The 24,869-nt window shown below is 72.3% G+C and carries 25 protein-coding genes; 12 read left to right on the top strand and 13 right to left on the bottom strand.

Annotation, left to right across the window (positions count from 1 at the left end):
• Positions 1–13: 13 nt before the first annotated feature.
• The 3 genes from AB0B35_RS18990 to AB0B35_RS18980 form a co-directional block, all read right to left on the bottom strand.
• Positions 14–988: a DUF2332 domain-containing protein gene (locus AB0B35_RS18990; RefSeq protein WP_361046924.1), complete on the bottom strand. Its 975-nt coding sequence runs from the start codon at positions 986–988 to the stop codon at positions 14–16.
• Positions 989–1,128: 140 nt separating this feature from the next.
• On the bottom strand, positions 1,129–1,884 hold the full coding sequence (locus tag AB0B35_RS18985) for an ABC transporter permease (RefSeq protein WP_361046922.1): 756 nt from the start codon (positions 1,882–1,884) through the stop codon (positions 1,129–1,131).
• Positions 1,881–2,843, bottom strand: coding sequence for an ATP-binding cassette domain-containing protein (locus AB0B35_RS18980; RefSeq protein ID WP_361046919.1), 963 nt, complete (start codon positions 2,841–2,843; stop codon positions 1,881–1,883). The genes AB0B35_RS18985 and AB0B35_RS18980 overlap by 4 nt, the downstream gene beginning before the upstream one ends.
• Before the next feature lie 99 nt (positions 2,844–2,942).
• On the opposite strand from AB0B35_RS18980, the gene AB0B35_RS18975 reads away from it, so the two are divergent.
• Positions 2,943–3,491 (top strand): SPFH domain-containing protein, encoded by a 549-nt coding sequence (locus AB0B35_RS18975; RefSeq protein ID WP_361046916.1) that lies wholly within the window; start codon positions 2,943–2,945, stop codon positions 3,489–3,491.
• On the opposite strand, the gene AB0B35_RS18970 is transcribed toward AB0B35_RS18975, so the two are convergent.
• A complete protein-coding gene (locus tag AB0B35_RS18970) occupies positions 3,488–4,360 on the bottom strand; it encodes a hypothetical protein (RefSeq protein ID WP_361046913.1) in 873 nt (290 codons plus the stop codon). The genes AB0B35_RS18975 and AB0B35_RS18970 overlap by 4 nt on opposite strands.
• 127 nt (positions 4,361–4,487) lie before the next feature.
• Here AB0B35_RS18970 and AB0B35_RS18965 point away from each other — a divergent pair, with 127 nt between their 5' ends.
• Genes AB0B35_RS18965 through AB0B35_RS18950 form a run of 4 tightly spaced genes read left to right on the top strand, consistent with a single transcriptional unit; the run spans position 4,488 to position 7,897 of the window.
• A complete protein-coding gene (locus AB0B35_RS18965) occupies positions 4,488–5,420 on the top strand; it encodes an ABC transporter ATP-binding protein (protein WP_361046911.1) in 933 nt (310 codons plus the stop codon).
• On the top strand, positions 5,413–6,264 hold the full coding sequence (locus tag AB0B35_RS18960) for an ABC transporter permease subunit (RefSeq protein WP_360532491.1): 852 nt from the start codon (positions 5,413–5,415) through the stop codon (positions 6,262–6,264). Before AB0B35_RS18965 ends, AB0B35_RS18960 begins: the two co-directional genes overlap by 8 nt.
• Entirely contained in the window at positions 6,261–7,172 is a 912-nt protein-coding gene (locus AB0B35_RS18955; protein WP_361046908.1) for an ABC transporter ATP-binding protein, read from the top strand. Before AB0B35_RS18960 ends, AB0B35_RS18955 begins: the two co-directional genes overlap by 4 nt.
• A gap of 11 nt (positions 7,173–7,183) precedes the next feature.
• Entirely contained in the window at positions 7,184–7,897 is a 714-nt protein-coding gene (locus AB0B35_RS18950) for an ABC transporter permease subunit (RefSeq protein ID WP_361046905.1), read from the top strand.
• A 75-nt stretch (positions 7,898–7,972) separates the two neighbouring features.
• On the opposite strand, the gene AB0B35_RS18945 is transcribed toward AB0B35_RS18950, so the two are convergent.
• Positions 7,973–8,380, bottom strand: a complete 408-nt coding sequence (locus tag AB0B35_RS18945; protein ID WP_361046902.1) for a VOC family protein — start codon at positions 8,378–8,380, stop codon at positions 7,973–7,975.
• Between the two features lie 170 nt (positions 8,381–8,550).
• Between AB0B35_RS18945 and AB0B35_RS18940 the strand changes: the two genes are divergently transcribed.
• Both AB0B35_RS18940 and AB0B35_RS18935 read left to right on the top strand, forming a co-directional pair.
• Positions 8,551–10,074, top strand: coding sequence for an alkaline phosphatase D family protein (locus tag AB0B35_RS18940; RefSeq protein ID WP_361046900.1), 1,524 nt, complete (start codon positions 8,551–8,553; stop codon positions 10,072–10,074).
• An 11-nt stretch (positions 10,075–10,085) separates the two neighbouring features.
• Positions 10,086–11,381 carry a hypothetical protein gene (locus tag AB0B35_RS18935; protein ID WP_361046897.1) on the top strand — a complete coding sequence of 432 codons (1,296 nt, stop codon included), beginning with the start codon at positions 10,086–10,088 and terminating at the stop codon, positions 11,379–11,381.
• Between the two features lie 27 nt (positions 11,382–11,408).
• Here AB0B35_RS18935 and AB0B35_RS18930 read toward each other — a convergent pair whose 3' ends face one another.
• Positions 11,409–11,948 carry a hypothetical protein gene (locus AB0B35_RS18930; protein ID WP_361046894.1) on the bottom strand — a complete coding sequence of 180 codons (540 nt, stop codon included), beginning with the start codon at positions 11,946–11,948 and terminating at the stop codon, positions 11,409–11,411.
• 92 nt (positions 11,949–12,040) lie between these two features.
• Here AB0B35_RS18930 and AB0B35_RS18925 point away from each other — a divergent pair, with 92 nt between their 5' ends.
• The 4 genes from AB0B35_RS18925 (at position 12,041) to AB0B35_RS18910 (ending at position 15,918) form a co-directional block, all read left to right on the top strand.
• On the top strand, positions 12,041–13,402 hold the full coding sequence (locus tag AB0B35_RS18925) for a hypothetical protein (protein ID WP_361046891.1): 1,362 nt from the start codon (positions 12,041–12,043) through the stop codon (positions 13,400–13,402).
• A 148-nt stretch (positions 13,403–13,550) separates the two neighbouring features.
• On the top strand, positions 13,551–14,369 hold the full coding sequence (locus tag AB0B35_RS18920) for an HAD family hydrolase (protein ID WP_360532516.1): 819 nt from the start codon (positions 13,551–13,553) through the stop codon (positions 14,367–14,369).
• A gap of 39 nt (positions 14,370–14,408) precedes the next feature.
• A complete protein-coding gene (locus AB0B35_RS18915) occupies positions 14,409–14,729 on the top strand; it encodes a hypothetical protein (RefSeq protein WP_360532519.1) in 321 nt (106 codons plus the stop codon).
• 25 nt (positions 14,730–14,754) lie between these two features.
• Complete coding sequence (locus AB0B35_RS18910) at positions 14,755–15,918, top strand: DUF6745 domain-containing protein (protein WP_361046888.1); 1,164 nt, start codon at positions 14,755–14,757, stop codon at positions 15,916–15,918.
• On the opposite strand, the gene AB0B35_RS18905 is transcribed toward AB0B35_RS18910, so the two are convergent.
• Genes AB0B35_RS18905 through AB0B35_RS18885 form a run of 5 tightly spaced genes read right to left on the bottom strand, consistent with a single transcriptional unit; the run spans position 15,881 to position 21,075 of the window.
• Complete coding sequence (locus tag AB0B35_RS18905; RefSeq protein ID WP_361046885.1) at positions 15,881–16,795, bottom strand: STM4011 family radical SAM protein; 915 nt, start codon at positions 16,793–16,795, stop codon at positions 15,881–15,883. The genes AB0B35_RS18910 and AB0B35_RS18905 overlap by 38 nt on opposite strands.
• Positions 16,792–18,267, bottom strand: a complete 1,476-nt coding sequence (locus AB0B35_RS18900; protein WP_361046883.1) for a radical SAM protein — start codon at positions 18,265–18,267, stop codon at positions 16,792–16,794. The genes AB0B35_RS18905 and AB0B35_RS18900 overlap by 4 nt, the downstream gene beginning before the upstream one ends.
• The gene (locus AB0B35_RS18895) at positions 18,264–19,079 is read right to left on the bottom strand and encodes an STM4013/SEN3800 family hydrolase (RefSeq protein ID WP_361046881.1); all 816 of its coding nucleotides are present in this window, start codon (positions 19,077–19,079) and stop codon (positions 18,264–18,266) included. Before AB0B35_RS18895 ends, AB0B35_RS18900 begins: the two co-directional genes overlap by 4 nt.
• On the bottom strand, positions 19,076–20,152 hold the full coding sequence (locus tag AB0B35_RS18890; RefSeq protein ID WP_361046878.1) for an STM4014 family protein: 1,077 nt from the start codon (positions 20,150–20,152) through the stop codon (positions 19,076–19,078). Before AB0B35_RS18890 ends, AB0B35_RS18895 begins: the two co-directional genes overlap by 4 nt.
• Positions 20,152–21,075, bottom strand: coding sequence for an STM4015 family protein (locus tag AB0B35_RS18885; RefSeq protein WP_361046875.1), 924 nt, complete (start codon positions 21,073–21,075; stop codon positions 20,152–20,154). The genes AB0B35_RS18890 and AB0B35_RS18885 overlap by 1 nt, the downstream gene beginning before the upstream one ends.
• A gap of 299 nt (positions 21,076–21,374) precedes the next feature.
• Here AB0B35_RS18885 and AB0B35_RS18880 point away from each other — a divergent pair, with 299 nt between their 5' ends.
• Complete coding sequence (locus tag AB0B35_RS18880) at positions 21,375–22,775, top strand: glycosyl hydrolase family 18 protein (protein WP_361046872.1); 1,401 nt, start codon at positions 21,375–21,377, stop codon at positions 22,773–22,775.
• A 130-nt stretch (positions 22,776–22,905) separates the two neighbouring features.
• On the opposite strand, the gene AB0B35_RS18875 is transcribed toward AB0B35_RS18880, so the two are convergent.
• Both AB0B35_RS18875 and AB0B35_RS18870 read right to left on the bottom strand, forming a co-directional pair.
• Positions 22,906–23,751: an NAD(P)-dependent oxidoreductase gene (locus AB0B35_RS18875; RefSeq protein WP_361046869.1), complete on the bottom strand. Its 846-nt coding sequence runs from the start codon at positions 23,749–23,751 to the stop codon at positions 22,906–22,908.
• A 66-nt stretch (positions 23,752–23,817) separates the two neighbouring features.
• Positions 23,818–24,795 carry a PQQ-binding-like beta-propeller repeat protein gene (locus AB0B35_RS18870; RefSeq protein ID WP_361046867.1) on the bottom strand — a complete coding sequence of 326 codons (978 nt, stop codon included), beginning with the start codon at positions 24,793–24,795 and terminating at the stop codon, positions 23,818–23,820.
• Between the last annotated feature and the right edge of the window lie 74 nt (positions 24,796–24,869).

The raw sequence follows: 24,869 nt of genomic DNA, 5'->3' as shown, positions 1-24,869 counted from the left end.
ACGTGCCGCGGCCTCAACCGCGGCGACCGGCGTCGACGAGCCGGTCCCCGAACCAGGTCATGGCCTGGCCGTGCGAACGGGTCCAGGCCAGCGGCCGACCGTCCAGCGCGAGCAGGTTGTACGCCGCGCCGTCGGGCGGTGGCGGCGCCGCACCGGACGGCAGGAGGTCGGCGGAGTCGTTGGCGACCCAGTGACCGGGCAGCCCGCGCACCAGCTCGACGAACGTCGCCTGCTGCGGTGCGGGCACCTGGTACAGCACGGAGGTGTGGAAGACGACCAGGGTCGCGCCTGCCGGAGCCTGGGCCGCGAGCGCGGGCAGGGCGTCGTTCAGGTCACCGCGTACCAGCAGCGGCGGGTCGGCCGCGGCGACGGCGGCCGCGGCGTGCAGCCGGTCGCGGCGGTGCTGGTGCTCGGGCCAGATGAGCGCGTCGAGCCAGGCGACGTCGGCCGGGTCCGTGACGTCGAGCGGGTTCAGGTCGATCCCGGCCCGCCAGACGACCTCGGGCAACCGGTCCGGCGGGGCGGTTCCGGTGACCGTGCAGTCGAGGACCGGGCCGTGCTCGCCCAGCAGGTGCTCCCCGTAGCGGTAGGCGTACCGGTCGGGGTAGAGGCACAGCCCCGCGGACGCGCCGACCTCCAGCAGGGCCAGCGGCTGGGGCAGCGCCGCGAGCACCGGCAGCAGCACCGCGCACCGGCCGGCCTCGTTGGTCTGCGTGGCCCTAACCGTCATCTCGGCCGCGATGGCGGGCCAGCTCCGCACGATGAACGCGCGGCACGCGGCCGGATCGGCCACCGGCCCGCCGAGCAGGCGGACGATGCCGAACAGCAGCTGCGGGTGCCACTTCTCCGGCGGCAGCGTGCCGAGCAGGGCCAGGACCTCGTCGTCCTGGCTGACGGCCGTGCCCAGTCGTTCGTACACGGGCGAGACGCCGTGCGCCTCCGTCTGCGCGAACTCCTCGTAAACCCCCGCGATCGTCACGCCCGCCATCGTCGCACCGCGCCACTCTCCCCGCTGCCCCGCAGAAAACAGCAGCTCACCGCCACCGCTGCGATGGGAAGGGCACCTTCTACATCGGATTTCGATGGGAAGGTGCCCTTCCTTCGTCGGGACGAGGTGGTCTTGCTTTGTCAGGAGTTGAGGCGGCGGTGGCGGTGGACGGAGAGGGGGAGGAAGATCGCGGTGAGCAGGAGCGGCCAGAGGACGGCGAGCAGCAGAGCGTGGTCGGGGACCAGGCCGGGGTTGCCGAACAGGTCGCGGGAGGCGGCGGCGGTGGCCGACAGCGGGTTCCACTGGGCGATCGTGCCGAGCCAGGCGGGCATGGTCTCGGGGTCGACGAAGACCCCGGAGAGGAAACCGACCGGCCAGACGAGGATCTGGACCATGGTCACCGACTCCGGTCCTTTCACGACCAGGCCGAGGAAGATGCCGACCCACAGCAGGGCGAAGCGCAGCAGGAGGAGCAGGCCGAACGCGGCGAGCGCGGAAGCGAGGCCCTCGTGCCAGCGCCAGCCGAGCGCCGCGGCCGCACCGACGAGCACGGCCAGGCCGACCGCCGAGTTCATCAGGTCGGCCAGGCAGCGGCCGAGCACGACCGACGCCGAATTGATCGGCAGGGACCGGAAGCGGTCGGTGACCCCCTTGGCGGCGTCGGTGGACACCGCGGTCATGGTCGCCTCCACGCCGAAGAACATGGTGAGGGCGAACATGCCCGGCATCAGGTAGTCGAAGTAGTCCTCGCCGATCGCCCCGCCGAACAGCCCGCCGAACATCAGCGCGATCATCACGGTGAACAGCCAGTTCACGATCACGCCGACCGGCTGCTGCCGCCAGTGGGTGAGCTCGCGCCGGGCGAGCACCCAGGTCTCCTCCAGTACGGCCGTCACGCCGCCACCTCCTGCTTGTCGCCCTGCTTGCGGTGCAGGTCGAGGAACACCTCGTCGAGCGTGGGCCGGCGCAGGTTGACCTCGACCGGCTCGACGCCCTCGGCGGCCAGCGCCGTGCTGATGGCGATCAGCGCCTTGGTGCGCTGCCGCACCGGCACGCTGATCCGGTGCTGCTCGGTGCGCGGTTCGCCGTCGGCGTGCGCCGCCACCGCGGGCAGCGCCCGCCCGGCCTGCTCGGCGTCCGCGAACGCCAGGTCGATCCAGTCCTCACCGATCGTGGCCTTGAGCTCGTCGGGGGTGCCCTCGCTGACCACGCGGCCGTGCCACAGCATCGCGATCCGGCTCGCCAACTGATCGGCCTCCTCCAGGTACTGCGTGGTCAGCAGGACGGTGGTGCCGCCCGCGACCAGTTCCCGCAGCGCCGACCAGACCTCCTGGCGGCCCTGCGGGTCCAGGCCGGTGGTCGGCTCGTCCACGAACAGCACCTCGGGCGAGACGATCAGGCTGGTCGCGAGGTCGAGGCGGCGGCGCATGCCGCCGGAGTACTTCGCGACCGGTTTGCCGCCCGCGTCGGTCAGGCCGAACCGCTCCAGCAGCTCGTCCGCACGCTTGGCCGCGCGGGCCAGGCCCAGGTGGTTGAGGCGGCCGAACAGCACCAGGTTCTGCCGGCCGCTGAGGATCTCGTCGACCGCGGCGTACTGACCCACGAGGCCGATGCGCTGCCGCACCTGCGCCCCCTGGGTGCTCACGTCGTGCCCGGCCACCACCGCGCGCCCCGCGTCCAGGCGCATCAGCGTCGCCAGGATGCGTACGGCGGTCGTCTTGCCCGCGCCGTTCGGGCCGAGCAGCCCGTACACGGTGCCGCGGGGCACTTCGAGATCGAATCCGTCGAGTGCCGGGGCCTGTGCTCCCCGGTAGGTCTTGCGGACCCCGTGCGCCGATATCGCCGGCTCTGCCATGCGCAGACTCCTCCCGCTCAGTTCGAGTACACCGTACCGTACGTCGTACGCTACTGTCGAGGCGAGCGGAATTCGCGCGGATGACCCACGCTGTGCCGTATGGATTACGCCCCCTTCATGGCTCTCTCCGCGTTCCTGCCACTGGCGGCGCGGACGGCACTGTGGCAGGTGCCCGAGGACGAGGTGTGGATCGTGGAACGCCACCGGCGCTTCCACCGCGCGCTGGCCGCCGGCCGGCGGCTGGCGGTACCCCTGCTCGACCAGGTCAAGGCCAGGGTCGAGCTCACCCAGCAGATGCTGCTGTGGCCCCCGGCGCCACGCGAGGGCAGCGTCGACGAGCCGGCGGGAGACGTGTTCACCGCTCAGGACGGCGGCAAGGTCGAGATCCGGATGCGCATCCTGTGGCGGATCACCGACCCGGTGCGGGCCGCGTACCAGCCGAACGGCCCTGGCCTGGCCATCGACGACCTGGCGGCGGCCATCCTGCGCCGTCTGATCGCGGGCCTGCCGCAGGAGGCCGCGATGACCAGCCGCTCGGCCCTCGACCGGGAGCTGACCAGCGCGCTGACCGAGCAGGCCGGCTGGGCCGAGATCGGCAGTGTGCGGATCAGCGAGGTGCTGGCGCACCCGGTGCCGGTGCGGGCCTAACCACCCGAGCGCAGCAGGTCACGACACAGCGGCACGTCCGAGGTCCGCACGTCGGGCGGGAAGATCAGCGCGGCGAGCGGGCGGCGAAGCACACCGGCCTCCCGCTCGCTGCACATGCGCCGCGAGGTGATCTCGTCGGACTTCAGCTGCCGCGGACCGCCGCCGTCGCGGTACAGGACGGTCTCCAGGTCCTCGTCCTGGCCGATGATGTAGGCGACCTTCGTCGCGCCGTCGACGGTGACCGCGGTCGCGGGCAGCCACATGCCCTGCAGCGTGACCATGCCGGCGAGCACCACGCCCAGCACCAGTGTCAGCCCGTCGACCCAGCGGTTGGGCACCCGCCCGCCGAGCAGCGGGCTCGGCGGGCGCTCGCCGGCGCGCGGCGCGACAGGCCGCCCCCGTCGGCGCAGCATCATCAGCGACAGCAGCGCGGCGGCCGCGGCGAGCACGAGCAGCAGGTACACCGGTGCGGTGAGCAGCCCGACGACCAGCAGCATCAGCGCCACCGGCGGCGGCAGGCTCGCCAGCACCGTGGGCTGGAACACCGCGCCCCGGACGGCGGCGCGCCGCTCGGACAGCGCCAGGTAGGCCGCGAGGATGAGGATCAGCGGCAGGAACGGGACGTAGCTGCCGATGAGCAGCGCCTGCATGCTGGTGTGCTGGGCGAGCGCCTTGAGCGTCGCGTCGTCACCGTTGGACAGCACGAACAGGCGCACCCCGGCCAGGATCGCGGGGAACGCCGCCGACACCAGGCCCAGGTAGAAGCCGTGCCGCTCCCCCGCCGCGACCGCCGGGGCGGCGGCTTCCGGGGTGCGGGGCGAGGGAACCGGGGACGGGGCGTCGCTGAGCTGCTCGGTCACGGTGCGCATTCTTCCATCCAGATCGGACCGCTGGCCATACCCCCGGCGGGCCGTGGGCCACCTGACCTGGTCTCAGGGTCGAGACCAGGGTCGACACCGGATCTGCCGGGCGCGGGCGGAGGTCTAGGTTGGCGGCGTGGCCCTCATCGCGACCCAGTCGCTGACCAAGACATACCCGGGCGGGGTGACCGCTCTGTCCGACCTGACCCTGTCCGTCGAGCCGGGCATCATCGGCCTGGTCGGCGCCAACGGCGCCGGCAAGTCCACGATGATAAAAACCCTGCTCGGGCTACTGACGCCGACCACCGGCAGCGCCCAGGTGCTCGGCCTGGACCCGACCACCGAGGGTGAGCAGGTGCGCGCCCGCGTCGGGTACATGCCCGAGCACGACTGCCTTCCACCGGACATGATCGCGGCGGAGTTCGTCACGCACATGGGCCGGATGACCGGCCTGCCGCGCACCGTCGCCCGCGAGCGCGCCTCCGAGGCGCTGCGCCACGTCGGGCTGTACGAGGAGCGCTACCGCCAGATCGGCGGCTACTCCACCGGCATGAAGCAGCGCGTGAAGCTGGCCCAGGCCCTGGTGCACGACCCGGACCTGCTGCTGCTCGACGAGCCCACCAACGGCCTGGACCCGGCCGGGCGCGACGCGATGCTGACGCTGATCCACCGCATCGGCACCGAGTTCGGCATCTCGGTCGTGGTCTGCTCGCACCTGCTCGGCGAGATCGAACGCATCTGCGACTCGCTGATCGCGATCGAGGGCGGGCGGCTGCTGCGCGCCGACCGGATCGACGCGATGACCACGGGCACGGACGTGCTGGCCATCGAGGTCGCCGAGGGCACCGCCGAGCTGTCGGCGGCGCTGGCGCAGCGAGGGCTGACCGCCACCGCGGAGGGCCGGATGCTGCTGGTCCCGCTCGCCGACGAGGACACCTACGACCTGATCCTGCGTACGGTCGCCGACCTCGATCTGCCGCTGCACCGCCTCGACCAGCGCCGCCACCGGGTGGCCGAGCTGTTCTCCCCCGCCGCCCCGTCAGCTTCCCTGGAGGTGAGCCATGTCTGAGCGGAGCGTCATCCACGACATCGGCTACCAGCGTTACACCGGCACCCGGCTGGGCCGCGGCTACGCCGCCCGCTCGCTGTTCGAGCACGGGGTGCGGGTCGCCTTCGGCCTGGGCCGCAGCGCCAAGGCGAAGATCTTCCCCTGGATCGTGATCGGCCTGGTCACCTCGCTGGCCCTGATCGTGGTCGCGGTGAAGGCGCAGACCGGCGAGATGATCCTGACGTACCAGCAGCTGCCGAGCACGGCCAGCGTACTGGTGATGGTGTTCCTCGCCGTGGTCGCGCCCGAGCTGGTCTCGCGGGACCTGCGCAACCAGACGCTGCCGCTGTACTTCTCCCGGCCGCTGGCGCGCTCGGACTACGCGCTGGCCAAACTCGCCGCGCTGGCGACGGCGGTGTGGCTGCTGATGGCCGGGCCGCAACTGCTGATGTTCCTGGGCTCGGCGTTCACCGCGCAGGACGCGTCGGGGGTGGCCGCGGAGGCGCGCGGCATGCTCGGCGGCTGGGTGGTGGCCACGTGTTACGCCCTGGTCTTCAGCAGCCTCGCGGTGCTGATCGCCTCGATCGCCAGCCGCCGCGCGTTCGCCGCGGGCGCGATCGTGGTCGTCTTCATGATCACCTCTCCGGTGGTGGGCCTGCTCGCCGCGCTCGGCGAGGGCGGTGCGCTGTCGCAGATCGCGCCGATGTTCAGCCCGTTCTCCCTGCCCGAGGGAGTACGCAGCTGGCTGTACGGCACGTCGTTCGAGGTCGGACCGTACGGGCCGGTGTACGGCCTGGTGACGGTGCTGAGTATCACCGTCTGCACCCTGCTGCTGCTCCTGCGCTACCGGAAGGTGAACCTGTGAGCGACCTCGACCTGCGCGGGGTGTCCCGCTGGTACGGCAACGTCGTCGCCGTCAACGACGTCACGATGACCCTCGGGCCGGGCGTGACCGGCCTGCTCGGCCCGAACGGGGCCGGCAAGACCACCCTGCTGCACATGATGGCCGGCTTCCTCGCCCCGTCCCGCGGGCAGGTGCTGATCGACGGCGAGGCAACCTGGCGCAACCCGGCGATCTACCGCAAGCTCGGCCTGGTCAACGAGCGCGAGGCGGTGTACGGCTTCCTGTCCGGCAAGGAGTTCGTGCGGGCCAGCGCGAAGCTGCACGGGCTGCCCGACGCCGACGCGGCGACCCGGCGCGCGATCGAGCTGGTCGAGATGGCCGACGCGCAGGACCGCCGGATGGACACGTACTCCAAAGGCATGCGCCAGCGGATGCGGGTGGCCGCGGCGCTGGTGCACGACCCGGCGGTGCTGCTGCTCGACGAGCCGTTCAACGGCATGGACCCGCGCCAGCGGATGCACATGATGGAGCTGCTGCACCGGCTCGGCGCGCAGGGCCGCACGGTGCTGTTCAGCTCGCACATCCTGGAGGAGGTCGAGCAGGTCTCCGGCACCGTGCAGGTGATCGTCGCGGGCCGGCTGGCCGCGTCCGGCGACTACCGCACGATCCGCCGCCTGATGACGCACCGGCCGCACGTGTTCGCGATCCGGTCCAGCAACGACCGGCGGCTCGCGGTCGCGCTGATGGCCTCGGACTCGGTCGCGGGCGTGACGCTGGGCAAGGACGGGCTGACCGTGCACGCAGGCGACTACGGCACGTTCACCCGTGCCCTGCCGCGCATCGCCCTGGACCAGGGCGTACGGGTGCGCCAGCTCATCCCCTCGGACGAGTCGCTGGAAAGCGTCTTCTCCTACCTGGTCTCGGCATAGGGAGCACCGCGATGAACATGACCATTGCCTGGATCACCGCCCGGGGGCTGCTCGGCCGCCGCCGGTCCTGGCTGCTGCTGCCCATGCCGGTCATCCTGGTCGGCATCACCGCGATCGGCCTGGCCTTCGCGGCCCCGGCCGCCGACCTGGCCGACGGGGTGCTGATCGGGCTCGGGGTGGCCGTGATCCTGCCGCTGGTGTCGCTGATCGTCGGCACCGGCGTGCTCGGCTCGGAGATCGACGACGGCACCGTGGTGCACATCCTGACCAAGCCCATCCCGCGCAGCCGGATCATCCTGGCCAAGCTGGTGGTGGCCTCGCTCGTCAGCGCGGTCACCACCGCGGTGCCGATGTTCGTCGCCGCCACCATGGTCGGCGGGGTGAGGTTGGGCGCCGGGTTCGCGGTGGCGTGCGTGGCGGGGGCGATCGTGTACAGCGCGCTGTTCCTGGCGCTGAGCGTGGTGACCCGGCGGCCGGTGCTGGTCGGCCTGCTCTACGTGGTGATCTGGGAAGGCCTGCTCAGCAACGTCGTGATGGGCACCCGGACCGTGTCGGTGCAGCACTACGTGATCGAGTTCGCCAGCGCGCTGTCCGGCTCGACGCTGTTCCCGAGCACCGTCTCCACCACGGTCGCCGCGGCGATGACCGTCGTCTTCACCGTACTGGGCACCTGGCTGGCCACCCAGCGCCTGCGCGCCTTCTCGGTCGCCGGCGAAACCAGCTGACCTCTGGGAAGCGAAGGAAGGGCACCTTCACAACGCCATGCGTTGTAGAAGGTGCCCTTCCTTCGTATCGCGCGGTCAGGAGCCGGCGATGTTGACCATCCAGTTGACGCCGAAGCGGTCCTTGAGGGCGCCGAACTCGTCGCCCCACATCTGCTTCTCCAGCGGCACGCCGACGGTGCCGCCCTCGGTCAGCTTCTCCCAGTAGCCGCGCAGCCGGTCGCCGTCGTCGCCGCTGAGGCTGATCGTGATGTTGTCGCCGGGGTTATAGGCCATGCCGGGCGGGGTGTCCGAGGCCATCAGCGTGTAGCCGGCGTCGGACTCCAGCTGCGCGTGCATGATCTGGTTCGCGTACGGCGCGTCCTTGTCGCCGAACTCGCCGAAGGTGCTCACCGTCAGGTTGCCGCCGAGGATGCCCTGGTAGAACTCCATCGCCTCGCGGGCGTTGCCGTTGAAGCTGATATACGGGTTGAGCCTGGACGCCATTCGAATCCTCCTTGATCGTCATGGTTCGCCGGGTTGTCGCGCGGTCCACGCAGCATCCTCGCAGAAGGGCCCGACAGCACGGCATGACACGACGGAGTGACGGCCGCCCGTAATCCGTGGTTCAACGGCACAACGGATCACGTTCATCATCGTCCGTGAATGTCCGGCGCATGAGATCACTCCATCGCCGCACGTTCGTCCTAGGCGGACTCGCGATCGCGGGGACCGCGCTGACCGGCGCGAGCGCGTTCGCCGCCGCCCCGTACCCGTTCAAGCTCGGGGTGGCGTCGGGCGACCCCGAGTCCGACAGCGTCGTGCTGTGGACGCGCCTCGCGCCGACGCCGCTCAACGCCGACGGCCAGGGCGGCATGGCCAACGCCGACGTCGTCGTCGACTGGCAGGTCTCCACCAGCAGCTCGTTCAGCACACTGGTCGCCTCCGGCTCGGTCACCGCCCGATACGCCGAGGCGCACTCGGTGCACGTGATCGCGGGCGGGCTGGCCGCCGACGCCGACTACTACTACCGTTTCCGGGCGCAGGGCCACATCTCGCCGGTCGGGCGCACCCGCACCGCGCCCGCGCCGACCGCGTTCGGCCGCGACCTGGTGATGGCGTTCGCGTCCTGCTCGAACTGGCAGGCCGGCTACTTCACCGCGTACCGCCGGCTGGCCGAGGACAACCCCGGCCTGGTGCTGCACCTGGGCGACTACATCTACGAGGGCGGCGCGACCGCCGGTTCGGTACGCGAGCACGTCGGCGCCGAGATCGTGTCGCTGGCCGACTACCGCCGCCGGTACGCGCTCTACAAGTCCGACCCGGACCTGCAGGCCGCGCACGCCGCCGCGCCCTGGCTGGTGGTGCCCGACGACCACGAGGTCGAGAACAACTACGCCACCAACGTGCGCGCCGACAGCTCACCGACGCTGACCGCAGCGCAGTGGACCGCCCGGCGCACCGCCGCATACCAGGCCTACTACGAGAACATGCCGCTGCGCCCGGCGTCGACGCCGAACGGCAACAGCATCCCGCTGTACCGCCGCATCCGCTGGGGCAAGCTGGCCACGTTCCACATGCTCGACACCCGGCAGTTCCGTGACGACCAGGCCTGCGGCGACGGCTGGAAGGTGTGCGCCGACGCCGACCTGCCCACCCGCAGCCTCACCGGCGCGGCGCAGGAGGCGTGGCTGCTCGACGGCCTCGCCCAGCACCACAGCACCTGGGATGTGCTGGGCCAGCAGGTGTTCTTCGCCCGCCAGTTCGACGCTGCCGGGGCCGCCAGCATGGACTCCTGGGACGGCTACCGCGGCTCGCGGGCCCGCATCCAGCAGGGCTGGCGTGACCGCGCGGTGCGCAACCCGCTGGTGCTCACCGGTGACGTGCACAAGTCCTGGGCCAACGAGCTCAAGGCCGACTACGCCAACCCGAACTCGGCGACCATCGGCACCGAACTGGTGTGCACGTCGATCAGCTCCGGCGGCGACGGCAGCGCCACCACGACCATCCCGAACGTGGCCACCAACCCGCATCTGAAGTTCTACTCCGACCGGCGTGGCTACGTGCGCACCACCATCAGCCAGGCGCAGGTCCGCGCCGACTTCCGCGCGGTCGGCGCGGTCACCGAGCACGGGGCCGCGGTGTCCACGCTGCGCTCGTACGTCATCCAGGACGGCCTGCCCGGCCTGCAGCAGGTCTAGGAGAAACACACATGAGAGCCCTCATCACCCTGGCCCTGTCCGCGACGGTGGTCGTGGCCGTCGCCGCGACCCCGGCCGCCGCCGCCCCGGTCCCCGCCGCCCGCGCCTTGGCCGCGCTGACGCCCGTCTCCGTCACCTGGACCACGGCCAACAGCACCGCCACCGGCGACCAGGACGACTCGGCGGTGGCCACGAACCGGTCCGGCCACGTCGCCGTCGTCTGGGAGGACGACCGCGACACCACCGCGCCCGAGGACGCCGCGCATACCGAGATCTACCTGCGCCTGTTCCGCGACGGCGTCGCCGTGTACGAACTGAAGCTGTCCGCGGGCGGCACCGCCGGCACCACCTGGCGGCACCTGTCCCCCGACGTCGGCCTCGACGACAAGGGCAACGCCGTGGTGGTCTGGGCCGACGACCCGGACGGCAACGGCTTCTACAACATCCCCTACCGGGTCGTCTCCCCGACCGGCACGATCCTGGGCTCCGGCAACGCCAACGCGTCGGCCACCGGCCAGCAGATCCAGCCCGCCGTGGCCGTCGACCCCGACGGCACGCCGAGCAGCCCGAACGCGGTCGCGTTCACCGTGGTCTGGGAGGACATCCAGGACCCGAACCCGGCCACGGTCAAGGCGGCGAGCTTCACCAACGTCGCCACCAAGGCGTACGAGGTCACGGCCAGCCAGACCACGGGCGCGCACCACCGGCCCGACGTGGCGGTGTCCGCCGCGGGCGACGCGGTCGTGGTCTGGAACGAGGACGGCGACGGCAACGGCTTCGACAACATCGGCCTGGTCCGGCTCGCCAAGGCCAACGGCGCGGTGACCCTGTCCCGGCGCACCGCCAACGCCACCGGCGACGGCCAGCAGCGTAACGCGTCCGTGGCGGCGAACACGACCGGCGAGTTCACGGTGGCCTGGGAGTCCGACCACACCGGCGCCCCGACCGTCTGGACCCGCTCCTTCACCTCGGCAGGCAACCCCCGCCACGCCGACGTCGAGGTCTCCCCGCAGCCGGGCGCGACCGCGCCCTCGACCGGCATCGACGACCAGGCCAACGTGGTGGTCGCCTGGTCGATCCCGGCGAACACCGGCGACGTCTGGGCCCGCGGCTTCAACCCCGACGGCACCACCGCCGCCCGCCTGCCCGCCCAGTTCTACAGCGACCTCACCACCGGCCGCCAGGACCAGCCCGCCGTGGCCGTCTCCCCCTGGGGCGAGATCGCCCTGACCTTCACCGACGACAACGACGGCAACCAGTTCGACCAGATCCGCCTCGGCCTCGGCGCCGCCAACTCGGACTGGTGACCACCCCCACCCGGGGTGATCATGAACCTATGGCACGGCTCGGCGGCGTGTCGGCGGCATAACCTCATGATCACCTCGGGTGTCGGTCTCCGCGCGGCGCAGCACCAGCACCGCGGGGATCACGGCGAGGATCGCGGCCTGGGTCCAGAACAGGGCGTCCAGGAGCAGCTTCAGCGGGTCGAGGTGCAGGGGCAGGCGTTCGGGCGTGGCCGCGATCTCCTCGATCTCGTCCAGGGTGGACGCGTCGGCCCCGCTGTTCAACCACGACCAGGGATAACCGAGGCCGCGGCGGTAGCCGAACATGCAGCAGACGTCCTCGCGTACCACCAGCAGACCCGCCAGCAGACCGCAGATCGCCAGCACCGCCACGCCGGCCCAGACGATCGGGCCGGGGCGCAGGTCGGCCAGGCCGAGCCAGGCCAGCACCGCGCCGGCGCACCCGAGCACCATCCCGAAGACCGTGTAGTAGCCGATGCCCACGTGTGTCACCAGGGCGAGCAGGCCGACCGCCGCGCTGGCCACCCCGGCGCACAGGAACACGGCCATCCGCAGCCCGGATATCTGCATGCCCCGAGTCTGCCATGGATGACGCGGGACGCTCCCCACCTCCGGACGGCACTAGTCTTGCCCGCGTGACGACGTGACCATGCGGAGGGCCCGTGGACCAGCAGGTACTGCAAAGCCTCGCCGGCAATCCCGCGGCGCCGGAGGACGTGCTGGTGCGGCTCTGCCGCGATCGCCACCTGGCCGGCATGGTGGGCGTGCGCGAGGGCGAACTGCCCGACGCCGTCGTCGACGCGATCGCCGACCACCACGACCCGGCGCTGATCACCTCGCTGAGCCGTCGCGGCAGCGTGTCCGCGACCAAGGCCCGCCGGCTCGCCGAGCATCCGGTCGCCGCCGTACGGCAGGCCTGGCTCGGCGCACCGCGGCAACAACTCGTCGGCGACCGCTACCTCACGATCGTCGAGCTGGAGCGACTGCTCGGCATGCCCCGGTCCGAGCTGGCCCGGCACCAGGACCCAGTGATCCGTGCCGCTGCCGCCCGCTGCTGGTTCGGCCCTTCCACCGAGGCGCACCGCGCGCTGCTCACCGATCCCGATCCGACGGTACGCACCGCGGCCGTCTCGCGCCGACACCCTCAGGTGCCCGTGGACCTGCAACCGGAGTTTCTGCGGAACCCGGTCACTCGACCGGTCCTCGCCCGGTATGCACAGCTCACCGATCAGCAGTCGCGGGCCCTGGCGGAGGACCCGGACCCCGAGGTCCGTGGCGGCCTGGCGCACCATCCGGCACTGCCACCCGCGACCCGCGAGCTGCTCTTCACGGATCCCGACGAGATGGTCCAGGTGACGATCATGCAGCATCCGTCGCTGGCCGAGGAGGAACGCACCCGGCGGTACGACCTGTGCCGGGCGGCCGCCGCCGCAGGCGACGAGGTGGCCGAGATGGTGGTCGAGTTCTTCGATCTCTTCGGCCCGGACTGGCTGCGCACCGCCCCGCTGGAACGCCGACTGGCCTATCTGGACTCACCCTTCGCCGCGTTCCGGGAGGTGGTGGCGTGGTCGCGGGACCTGCCGCCGGAGGCGTACGCCCGGCTCGACGCCGACCCCGTGCACCGGGTCCGGTCAGCCGCGGCGAAGCGGCCCGACGCCCCGCCCGCGCTTGTGGAGCGGATCCTGCGCGAGCACGGAGACAGCCGCAAGTCGCGATGGCGGTGGACCGACCACCCGAACTTCCCCACCGAGGTCCTGCACACCTACGCCGACCACCCTGACGAGCGGGTACGCAGTTATGCGCCACGTGACCCCAACCTGCCTCCGGAGACCCTGGCCCGGCTCGCCACAGATGCGAGTGCGGTCGTGAGGCGCGCCGTCGCGGCCGGTCCCGGGTCACCCGCCGAGATCCTCACCGTGCTGCTCACGGACCCCGAACCGTCCGTCGCCGCGCAGGCCGCCGCCAACCCGCGCCTGTCGGTGACGTCGATGCGCAGCCTGCTGGACCGGGCCGGCCTTCCGTGATCGTCCGACGTGCCAGGCAGGTGTGCGTATCTTGACCGCCCGTACGCCCGGTTGCCTGGCAAGTCCGGCGATCATGGGCCGCGCGGGGGCGCGGTGCGGCCCGGTGGCCGTCGGTGGAGTTCAACGCGGCGGGCGGTAGGGTCCGGCGGTGATCAACGTCGTCGCCGTCGACCTCGACGGCACCCTGCTGCGCTCCGACCACACCGTCTCGGCCCGTACGGTCACGGCCCTGGCCCGCGCCGCGCAGGCGGGGGCGCGCATCGTGATCGGCACCGCCCGGCCGCCCCGGGAGGTCCAGGAGGTCGCCGCCGCGGCGGGCATCGCCGGAGTCGCCGTGTGCTCGAACGGCGCGGTCGTGTACGACCTGGCCACCGGCGAGGTCACCATCACCGGCCCGCTGCCCCTGACGCTGGCGGAGCGGGTCGCCGACGTGCTCACCCCGGCGCTGGACGGGATCGCGTTCGCGGTGGAGACCGGGCACCGGGCGCTGACCGGCCCCGGCTTCGACCACGTGAGCCGCCGCAGCACCGTCCGGGTGCCGGTGCGCACCCGGGACGAGCTGTGGACCGAGGCCGAGAGCTGCGTGAAGCTGCTGGCCTGGTCACCGGCTCCCGTCACCGACGAGCTGCTGAGCCGGCTGCAAACACTGGTGCCGGAGGTGGCGGTCACCTACTCCGGCGGCAGGGGCATGCTGGAGATCAGCGCCGCCACCGTGTCCAAGGCGGACACCCTGGCCCGCCTCTGCTCGACCTGGGGCGTCGACGCCGCCCAGGTGATCGCGTTCGGGGACATGCCCAACGACGTGCCCGTGCTGCGCTGGGCCGGAACCGGGGTCGCCGTCGCCAACGCCCACCCACAGGCGCTGGCCGGCGCCGACCGGGTCACCGCGAGCAACGACGAGGACGGTGTGGCCGTGGTCCTGGAGGAGCTGTTCCCCGCCCGCGGCGGTGTCGTACCCGCCCGTTAGCGTCGCCCGCGACACGACGGTCGGCTGTGGAGTGTGGCGATGTTCAGGCAGGGCGATGTGCTGGTGGTCCCGATCGCGCGGGAGGAGCTGCCGCCGGATCTGATGCCCGCGCCACGCGACCGGCGCAACCGCATGGTGCTGGCGCTGGGCGAGGCGACCGGGCACGCACACGTGATCACCGGCGAGCGGGTGGCGATGCTGTGCCCGCCCGACGACCCGGGCCGGCTGTTCCTGCTGATCGAGGGCTACGGCCGCCTGGTGCACGAGGAGCACGGGCCGATCGCGCTGGCCGCGGGCGCCTACCGGGTGGTCCGCCAGCGCGAGTACTTCCCCGGCGCGATCCGCCCGGTCGCGGACTGAGCGCGGCGTGGACGGGAACACGGCGATGACGACGAGCAGCCAGATCACGAGCACGAGCACCGGCGAGCAGCGGCCGAACCGCCGCGAGGCGCGCCGCAACGAGGACATGGCCCTGGCCGCGCGGGCCGAGCGGTGGATGGCGACCGGTCTGAGCATCGAACCGGCCGACCGGGCGGGCGCGGAGGCGGGCGTGCGCGTCGCGTACACCCTGGCGGGCCTGCCGGTGCCGCGGCGGATGCTGTGGCTGGGCTCGCCCGCGGCGGGCGCGACAGCAGTGGCGATGCTGCGCACCGGGCTCGCGGGCGACCCGCGGGTCCGCGAGGCGCTCGCCGCGCAGGGTGTCCGGCCCGGCGAACTCGAGCTCGGCCGCAGCGTGCGGCCCCGGGTGCGCACGCGCCCCTGGGCTCAGGCCCGGACCGCGCTCACCGACCGGCTCGGTGCGGTGGGCTTCGCCCGGCACTGGGCCGCCACCGCCCGCCGCCCCTGGCAGCAGCTCGTCGACCAGCTCGCCACACCGCTGCGCACCCGGCTGTCGGAGCAGTTCGCCGAACAGAGCGGCGAGTTCGCCCAGGCCCGGCAGGACGCGCTGCTCGACGTCATCCACGGCCAGCACGACGCGGCCTGGCTGGGCGCGTTCGACAGCCACCCCGACGTCGACGGCCTGGCCCGGGTCGCCTGCAGCGCGGGCTGGTGGTGGGCGTTCGAGCACGTCGCGATCCTCACCGAGCGCCCGCGCGAGGTGCACCGGGACAACCTGGGCCGGCTGCACCACGGCGACGGCCCCGCGCTGTCCTACCCCGACGGCTTCGGCCTGCACGCCTGGAGCGGCATGCCGATCCCGGCCGAGATCGCCGCCGAACTGCCGACGCTGACCGTCGCGCGTATCCGCGGCGAGGGCAACGCCGAGATGCGCCGGGTCATGCTGGAGCACTTCGGCTTCGACCGCTACCTGCGCGAATCCGGGGCGGCCAAGACGCAGTCCGACGAGTGCGGAACGCTGTGGCGGGTCACGCTGCCCGGTGACGAGCCGCTGGTGATGGTGGAGGTGCTGAACTCCAGCCCCGAGCCCGACGGCAGCTTCCGGACGTACTTCCTGCGGGTGCCGCCGTCGACGCGCACCGCGCGCGAGGGCGTGGCGTGGACGTTCGGCCTCACGCCCGAGGAGTACCTGCCCCAGCAGCAGACGTGAGCAGCGCGCTCGGCACGCCCCAGGTCGGCGGCGGCCCGGCGGGGATCCGCTCGGGCACGCCGCCGGCGAAGACCTGGTGCAGGCCGAGCCGTTTGAGGTGCACGTACCCGATGTGGCAGTCGCAGGTGGCCTTGCCGCAGGCGCGGGGCCGCAGCGCGGCGCGGTAGCTGCCGTCGTAGAGGTTGCCCAGCGGCTCGGGCAGGAAGTGGCAGCGCCGCACCGTGCCGTCGCCGAGCACCGACAGCGACGTCTCGCCAGCACCGCACTCGTGCCCGGCGGAGGCGTGCGGGCGCACGCTGTATCCGAACAGCGGGTCGATCACCGTCCACGCCGCCTCGGCGTCCGGGGCGTAGGCGTGCCCGTCCGCCGCGTTGATCCACAGGTAGGTCGACTCCGGCAGCTCGGCCCGCATCGCGACCGCCTCCGCGTGGTGTTCCGGCAGGCCCACCATGCCGACCGAGTGCCGGATCCCGTGCCCGCGCAGCGTCGCGCACGCGGCCAGGAACCGCTCCCGGCGCACCTGCCCCGGGTGGTAGGTCGCCCACAGCGCGAGCCGCGCCGGATCGGCCTCGGCGACCCAGCCCAGCCGCCCGGCCAGGTTCGTCTGGATGGCGACCTTCTCGACGTGTGGCAGGTGCGACAGCCGCACCAGCGCGTCCCGGTACCAGGACCGGGTCAGCCCCTCACCCCACGGCGTGAACAGCACCGACAGCGTGTCCCCACCCGGGTTGGCGGCGACCCAGTCGGTGAAGCGGGTCAGCGCGGCCCGGTCCTCGGCCAGCTGCGCGCGGCTGTCGCGCCGCTTCGCGAACGGGCAGTACGGGCAGTCGAAATTGCAGCTCGCGAGCGGTCCCCGGTAGAGCAGCAGCAGGTTCACCGCAGCACCGCCCGTGCCATCGCCGCCCGCACCGGCCCCGACACCAGCCACGGCCCGATCGCGTCGCCGTGCGCCAGGCCCTCGTCCGTCAGCACCAGGCGGTCTCCGTCGCCGACGGCCCAGCCCCGTCCGATCAGCTCCACCAGATGAGGAAAGTCGTCATCCGCCTTGGACCCGAACCGATCGGCATAGCCCGCGAGGTCGACGCCCTCGGCGCGCAGCAGCGACTTCACCAGCCAGCGCAGTCGCTGCTCACCGCCGTCGAGCGCGAACCCGAACTCGGCGTGGGCGAAGTCCCCGGCGGGCCGGGACAGGTAGTCGTCGATGATGGCACGGACCTCGCGCACACTGACCGCGTAGTCGAACGAGTAGTGCAGGTCGGCGGTGTAGGAGCGCGCACCGCAGCCGATACCGACCATGCCGTCGTCCTGGCAGCAGTAGTCCGCGCCGTCCGGGTCGGGCACGTCGGCACGACGGAACTGGCGCATCGACAGCTGCCGGTAACCGGCCTCGCGCAGCAGGTCACGGCCGTGCCGGTAGAGGTCGAGGCGCTGGCTGTCCCATTGCGCGTCGCGATCCGGTGCGGCGGCCGACCCTGACGGCACCAGCGCGTCGCGATCCGGCCGGGCGGCCGTGCCTGACAACAGCAGCGCTTCACGATCCGGCGCGGTGTTCAGACCTGACGGCACCAGCAGGTCGCGTTCCAGTGCGGCTGGGCCGGTCGGTGGCGGCACGCCGTCCCGGCGGCCCAAGCCGGTCAGCGGGCGCACGTACAGCGGGTAGAGGTAGATCTCCTCGGGGTGCCAGGCCAGCGCCTCGCGCAGCGAGTAGGTCCAGGTGTCACGGGTCTGGCCGGGGATGCCGTAGATGAGATCGACGTTGAGCAGCGGAAACGCCGCGTCCCGCAGCGCGGTCAGGGCGCGGTCGACGTCGGCTCGGCGCTGCGGTCGCCCGGCGGCGTGGGCCTCGCTGTCGAGGAAGCTCTGCACGCCCATGCTGACCCGGTGTGTGCCGTGCGCGGCCAGCACCGCCAGCCGGTCGGGTGTCGCCGTCGCGGGCGAGGTCTCCACGGACAGCTGTGCCGCGGCCGGGTCCAGGCCGAGCACCCCATCGGTGATCGCGAACAGTTCCGCCAGCTCGTCGGCGGTCAGGTGGGTCGGGGTGCCACCGCCGATCGCGGCACGGGCGTACCGGGCCGGGCCCAGCGCCGCCGCGACCTGCTCGGCCTGCACCCGCAGCTGCCGCAGGTACGCGCCGACCTGCTCGGCGGGCGGCAACGCGCGGGTGAACAGGTTGCAGAACCCGCACCGCATCTCGCAGAAGGGGATGTGCAAGTACAGGAACAGGTTGTCCCGGTCCTGCCCCGCCCACACGTCGCGCAGGTGCGGGCGCGGCCGCAGTGGGCGGTATGCCGTCTTGTGCGGGTACGCGTACAGGTAACCCTGGTAGGGCGAGCCGTCGAGCACCGTCACCACTCTCCCGGCAGCAGCGTGAACTCGGCGTACGGCACCGTCCACACCACGTCGTGCCCGACCCGGTGCCCCTGGTGGCCGTCCTCGCCGTACGCGGTCCCGTGGTCGGCGCACAGGACCACGAAACAGGGCCGCCCGCGCGAGGTGAGCAGCGCGAACAGGCGCGGCAGCGCGGTGTCCACATACCGCAGCGCGGCGGCGTGGCTGTCCCGCCCGTCCTCGGCCGCGCCGGGCAGGTAGTGCCGGTTGGGCTGGTGCAGCGCGGAGATGTTGAGGAAGGTGAACAGCGGCCGGTCCACCGGCACGGCCCCGGCGCTGGAGGCGAGCTGGTCGAGCTGGTGACGCAGCGAGTCCGGTTCGGTCACCCCGAACTCGGGCCGCCAGTGGTCCTCGGCGAACAGTCCCGGCAGCACGCTGCCCAGCGGCGAGCGCCGGTTGAAGAAGCCGACACCGCCCAGGCACAGCGTGTGATACCCGGCCTGACCAAGCCCGGTTACCAGGTCCGGGGCGTCGAACACCCAGGTGCCGTCGGCGGTGGTCTCGCTGCCGGGGAACCGGGCCGCGAACAGCCGCTCGTGCCGTCCCGGCGTCACCGGCGTCGGCAGGAACCCCGCGAAGAACGCGTGGTGCGCCGCGTACGTGAAGCTCGCCGGGGTGTGCCTCGCCTCCCACCGCCCGCCGGGCAGTGCCCGGCGAACGTTCGGGGTGCGCCCGGCCGCGGCCTCCTCCGCCGCCACGTCGTACCGCAACGTGTCGAGCGTGACCAGCGCGATGTCATGCGTCCCCACCAGGGACGCCAGGTTCACGCTCACGCCGCCGCGCCGGCTCGCTCGCCCGCCAGCAGCGCGGCGACCTCGGCGTCGTAGGTGTCGCGGCCGTCGACCAGGAGGCCGGGGAGCAGGTCGCCGAACGCGTTGACCTCGGCGACCGCGTGCGAGCGCCAACCGGCCGCGAACATCAGGTCGACGCCGGTGTGCAGGCTGCCGGGGAAGCAGGCGGCAACGGCGCGGCAGGTGGCCAGGCCTTCGGCGTAGTGCCTGCCGGCGGCGGCGCGCAGCGCGCACAGGTCGCCGCGTACGCCGCCGAGGTGCAGGTTCGTCATCGGGGAGCGGCTGCCGCGGACCACGACGTGCGACGGCTCGCCGCCGACGGTGACCACGCGCAGGTCGACGACGCGGCCGTCGAGCCCGGCCTTGGGCAGCCAGCGCTGCACCTGCAGGCCGTCGGGGGCGAGCCGGTCCACGATCGCGGCGACGTCGCGCTCGTCGCGGTAGTGGCGCACCCGCAGCGAGTTGAACAGCCGCCCGCCGGACAGTTCGACCGAGGTCGTGGCCAGGATCCGGCCGCCGCTGCCGAGCTGCAGCGCGATGACGCCGGAGGCCGACGAGCCGTGGCACGGCTTGACGAACACCCGCCGCCAGCCGTTCTCGTCCAGCCAGGACCGCAGCTGCGCCCAGCCGGACGGCGACCCGGGCAGGGCCGGTGGCACCGGGATGCCGGCCGCGAGCAGCCGGGCGTGGCAGGCCGCCTTGTCGAACATGGTGAGGATCTCGGCGGGGTCGGCCAGCAGGCGGGCGTCGTGGTCGCGGGCGGCGTCGGCGATCCGGGCCAGGCCGCGGGCGAGTCCGGCGTACCAGGCGCGGCCGCCCACGATCTCGCCGTGCGCGGCCGGGCTCGCCGCGCCCCGCAGCAGCCGGTCGACCTCGGCGTCCTCGCCCGGCGACTCGATGCGCACAGCGGTGCCGGGAGCCAGTCGCAGCGGGGCTCCGCTGAGCACGTCGCGCCAGGCGAGCAGGTCGGGTTCGGGCAGCCCGGCCCGGACGGCGGCCGCGGCGAACAGGCCGACGCGGCGGTGCCCGGGGTTGCCGACGATGGTGAGGCGCACTACTCGGACACCGCGATGTAGCGGTCGTCGCGGTCGGCGTCGCTGCCTTCGGACACGTCCAGGATGACCCCGGCCTCGCCGAGTTCGGCGGTGAGCCGTTCCAGCACCGCCGCGCCGATGAAGTGGTGGTGCAGGTCGAGTTTGTCCAGGTGGGTGAGCGGCTGCCCGGCCAGCAGCGCGGCCGCGCCGGTGTCGCTGAGCATGCCGAGCGACAGGTCCAGCTTGCGCAGGCGGGCGACGACCGGCGCGCCCGCCAGGGCCACCGCGACGAGGTCGGCGATCTCGGCGTCGCGCAGCGCGAGCGAGGTCAGCGCGGGCAGCCGGGTGCCGGCCAGGATCGGGGCCAGGTCGTCGACGTCGGCGTCACCGCCGTAGTTGTCGGTGCCGAGCCACAGCTCCAGGTGGGTCAGCGCGGGCAGGTCGCACTCGGCGACGGCGCGCACCACGTCGGCGGGCAGGCCGCCGGACTCGATGGTGAACTCGCGCAGCCCGGTGTGCCGCACGGGCTTGAGGCTCAGGTCGGTCGCGCCGCGCACGGTCAGCACCTCGAGTTTCGGCAACGCCTCCAGCAGCGGCGTGATGTCGGCCTGCTGGATCCAGGAGATCTCGCACTCGTCGAACGTGATCTCGCCGAGGAACAGCGCCCGCAGCCGGGTGAACCGCGGCAGCGTCGCCGCGAGCTGCCCGATCGGTGGGGCGCTGTCGTACGCGCCGCCCCAGTTGCCGATGACGAGCGCGGTGACCTGGTTGGCCCAGTCCTCCGCGGCGAGCGCTTCGAGCCGCTCCAGGAACTGCCCGGTGTTGTCGTAGTCCGGGTCCTCCAGCCGCCACGCGCTGCCGGCCCGGGAAGCCTTGCCCAGGTCGGCGGGGTATTCCGCGACGGGCAGTCCGGCGAACGTCGTGATGTGGGAGCCGATCGTCATGCGCTGCCTCCGCCGGGCCGCATCAGGTCTGGGACGACGGACACTAACACCCGCCGCCGACGCTTCCGCCGAGCGTGGCACACCATTCATTGCATTAGATAGTTAAGTTTACTAAACTCCAGGCGTTCCACTCGGAGCGAGCCGCTTCCTCGTCCGAACCCGCACCAGATCGGGCCGTCGCGTGCCCCCGGCCGTCGCCTGCCATCAGGCCGCGCCGGGGAGGGGTGCACCTGCCTGTCCGGTCAGTCGATGTGCCGTGACGCGACGCAGCCACGGCACCGGACACCGAAGGGATCCCCATGTCCGACACCCCCAAGACCTGGCGGGGCCGCTGGGCCGCCGCCGCTGCCGCCCTGGCCGTCGCGGCCGCCGGCGTCGCCGTCGCGCTGGCCCCGGCCACGACGGCCCAGGCGGTCGTGCTGCCCAACGGCTTCAAGAGCGTGGGCTACATGCCCTCGTGGGCCGGCAACGTCAACACCGTGCAGTACGGCAAGCTGACGCACATCAACTACGCGTTCATCCTGCCCAACTCCAACGGCAGCCTGCAGGGCCTGGACAACCCGTCCAAGCTGTCCTCGCTGGTCTCGCTGGGCCACGCGAACAACGTCAAGGTCTCCATCGCGGTCGGCGGCTGGAACGACGGCAACGACCAGGCCTTCGAGGACCTGGCCGCCAACGCCACGGCGCGCACCGCGTTCGTCAACAACCTGGTGAACCTCGTCAACCAGTACAACCTCGACGGCGTCGACATCGACTGGGAGTACCCGGACACCACCGCCGAGAGCAACAACTTCACCGCGCTGATGAACCAGCTCAGCACCGCGATGCACTCGCGCGGCAAGCTGCTCACCGCCGCCGTGGTGTCCGAGGGCAGCACCGCCAACTTCGTGCAGCCCGCGGTCTTCAGCGCGGTCGACTGGCTGAACATCATGGCGTACGACGGCGGCAGCCCGCACGCCAACTACAACTGGTCGATCAACGCGGTCAACTCGTGGAAGTCCCGCGGCCTGCCCGCGAGCAAGGCCGTGCTGGGTGTGCCGTTCTACAGCCGCCCGACGTACTACACGTACAGCCAGCTCGTGGCGATGGACCCGGCCAACGCCAACCGCGACTGCACCACGGTGAGCGGCGTGCAGCAGTGCTACAACGGCCTGCCCACCATCCGCAGCAAGACCACGTGGGCCAAGGCCAACGCCGGCGGCATCATGAACTGGGAGCTGTCTCAGGACACCACCGGCTCGACGTCACTGGTCAGCGCCATCTACGAGGTCGCCATCGGCGGCACCACCCCGCCGTCGTCGCCGCCCCCGGGCGGCCGCACCGGCCACATCGTCGGTCAGGCCTCCGGCAAGTGCGTCGACGTCGCCGCCGCCAGCACCGCCAACGGCGCCGCCATCCAGCTCTACACCTGCAACGGCACCAACGCCCAGACCTGGACCATCGGCACCGACGGCACCGTCCGGGCGCTGGGCAAGTGCATGGACATCACCGCCGGCTCCACCGCCAACGGCGCCCTCATCCAGCTCTACGACTGCAACGGCAGCGGCGCCCAGGTCTGGCAACCCCAGTCCAACGGCAACCTCCGCAATCCCCAGTCCGCCAAGTGCCTCGACGCCAAGGACCTCGGCACCGCCGACGGCACCCGCCTCCAGATCTGGACCTGCGCCACCTCCGGCAACCAAATCTGGACCCTCCCCTGACCCCCACCCCGGGTCGATCATGAACTTATGGCACGGCTCGACGGCGTGTCCCTGACACAACTTCATGATCAACGCAGGAAAGCGGCGGGCCCGCACCGGACAACGGTGCGGGCCCGCCGCCGGTGCGGGGTCAGCGCCAACCGTGGACCGGGTCGTAGCCGAGGAGGCGGCGGGCCTTGTCGATGGAGAGCAGGGTCTCGTTGCCGGAGACCGGGCGCTGCCAGGGCAGGTCGGGGAAGACCTCGGCGGCCAGGTCCACGGTCTCGCGGTGCATCACGGTGTCGGCGTTGGCGATGATGAACACCTCCAGGCCCGGCTGGGTGTACTCCAAGGCCCGGCGCACCGCCTGCGCGCCGTCGCGGCAGTCGATGTACGACCACAGGTTCCACATCCGCGCCCGCGGATCGTCCTGCCACGACGCGAAGTTCGCGTAGTCACCGGGCTCCATCACGTTCGAGAAGCGCAGCCCGATCATCTTCAGCTGCGGGTCCCACCGGCAGAACTGCGCCGCCATCTGCTCGTCGAGGTGCTTGGCCAGCGAGTACGCCGTCTCCGGCCGCCCCGCGTACTCCTCGTCCACCGGCAGGTACGGCGGCGGGGTGTCGAACGGCAGCCCCAGCACCGTCTCGCTGGACGCCCACACCACATTGCGCACACCCGCCGCCCGCGCCGCCGCGAACACGTTGTAGCTGACCGTGATGTTGTTGGCGAACGTCGCCGCGTTGCCGGTCACCCCCGGCCCGGGAATAGCCGCCAGGTGCACCACCGCGTCCACCTTCGCGTACCGGCTGTCGATCGCGCTGAACGCCTCCACCGCCTGGCCGTAGTCGGTGAAATCGATCCGGGTGTACGGGCACAACTGCTCGCGCGGCGGCGCGATGTCAAGGTTCACCACGTCGTACCCGTTGTCGAGCAGGTCGCGCACCACCGCCCGGCCCAGCTTGCCGCTGCCCCCGGTCACTGCCACCAATGCCATCGTCCACACCTCTCCCGAAGATCCGCTGACAACGTATCCCGCCCCGCCCGGCGGCGTCCCCCGGCGTCACGGACGCAGATCCACCGCCAGCACCTCACTCTTGCCGAGCGCCAGCACCCGGTCCCGGTCCGCCCCGTGCAGGCTGCCGATCCGCTTGTCGACCGTCGCCCGGCCGACGACACCGCCGTCGTGACCGACCAGGGTCAGCCGTCCCAGGTGTCCGGCGAGCGCGAAGCCCGAGTCGACGGCGGCCACGCCGACGAGCCGGCCGAAGTGCGGCACCCGGGTCCACGGCTGCGCCACGCCCGACTCCAGCGCGACCACCTGCTCGCCGTCGTCGCACCACAGCAAACCGCCTGCCACGGCCACCGCTCGGACACCGGCGGGCACTGCGGGCTGGCGCATCATCTCGCCCGTGATCGGGTTCAGCACCCACAGGGCGCCTGACGTGCCCCGCACCAGCACTCTGCCGACGTCGAGCCGCGCGAGGACCGGGCCCGTGTCCACCTCCAGGACCGGCTCGGGCAGCCGCCAGGTCTGCTGATCGCGCCCGGTCCGCGGTTCGACGGCCCGGATCAGGCCGGTGCCCCGTTCGGCCAGCAGAACGCGGTCACCGAAGGCGAGCGGCTCCTCGATCGCCACCGGACCGCCGCTGCGCCACAGCAGCGCCCCGCTGTCCAGGTCATACCCGGCCAGTGGGGTGTACCCGCGCCAGCCGCCGACCACCGCGACTCCCCCGGCCACCGCCAGATGCCCGGTATGCGCGGGCAGTTCGGCGTGCCACCGCAGTTCCCCCGCGATCGGTTCGTGGCACGACAGCCGCCGTCCCCAGTGCGAGAGGGCGAGGCAGTGCCCGCCGGTCACCGTCAGCCCCTGGGGCCGATTACCGAGCGGCACGTCCCAGCGCACCCCGCCGTCACGCACGTCGAGCCCGACGAGCCGGGAGGCGCGTTCGTTCACCACCAACCGCCCGCTGCCCACCGCCGAGCGGGTCAGGTAGGCGCGCTGGTGCACGCTGTGCCGCCATACCGTCTCGAAGATCACCCGAGCAGGCAACCAGAGCGGGTCCGGCCCGGCAACCAGGAAAGTGAGCGCCCGCCCCGGCGGCACATCCGGGG

Origin of the sequence: Catellatospora sp. NPDC049133 (genome assembly GCF_040648455.1) — a bacterium.
Lineage (GTDB): Bacteria > Actinomycetota > Actinomycetes > Mycobacteriales > Micromonosporaceae > Catellatospora > Catellatospora aurea.
This window is presented reverse-complemented; position numbering and strand designations above follow the sequence as displayed.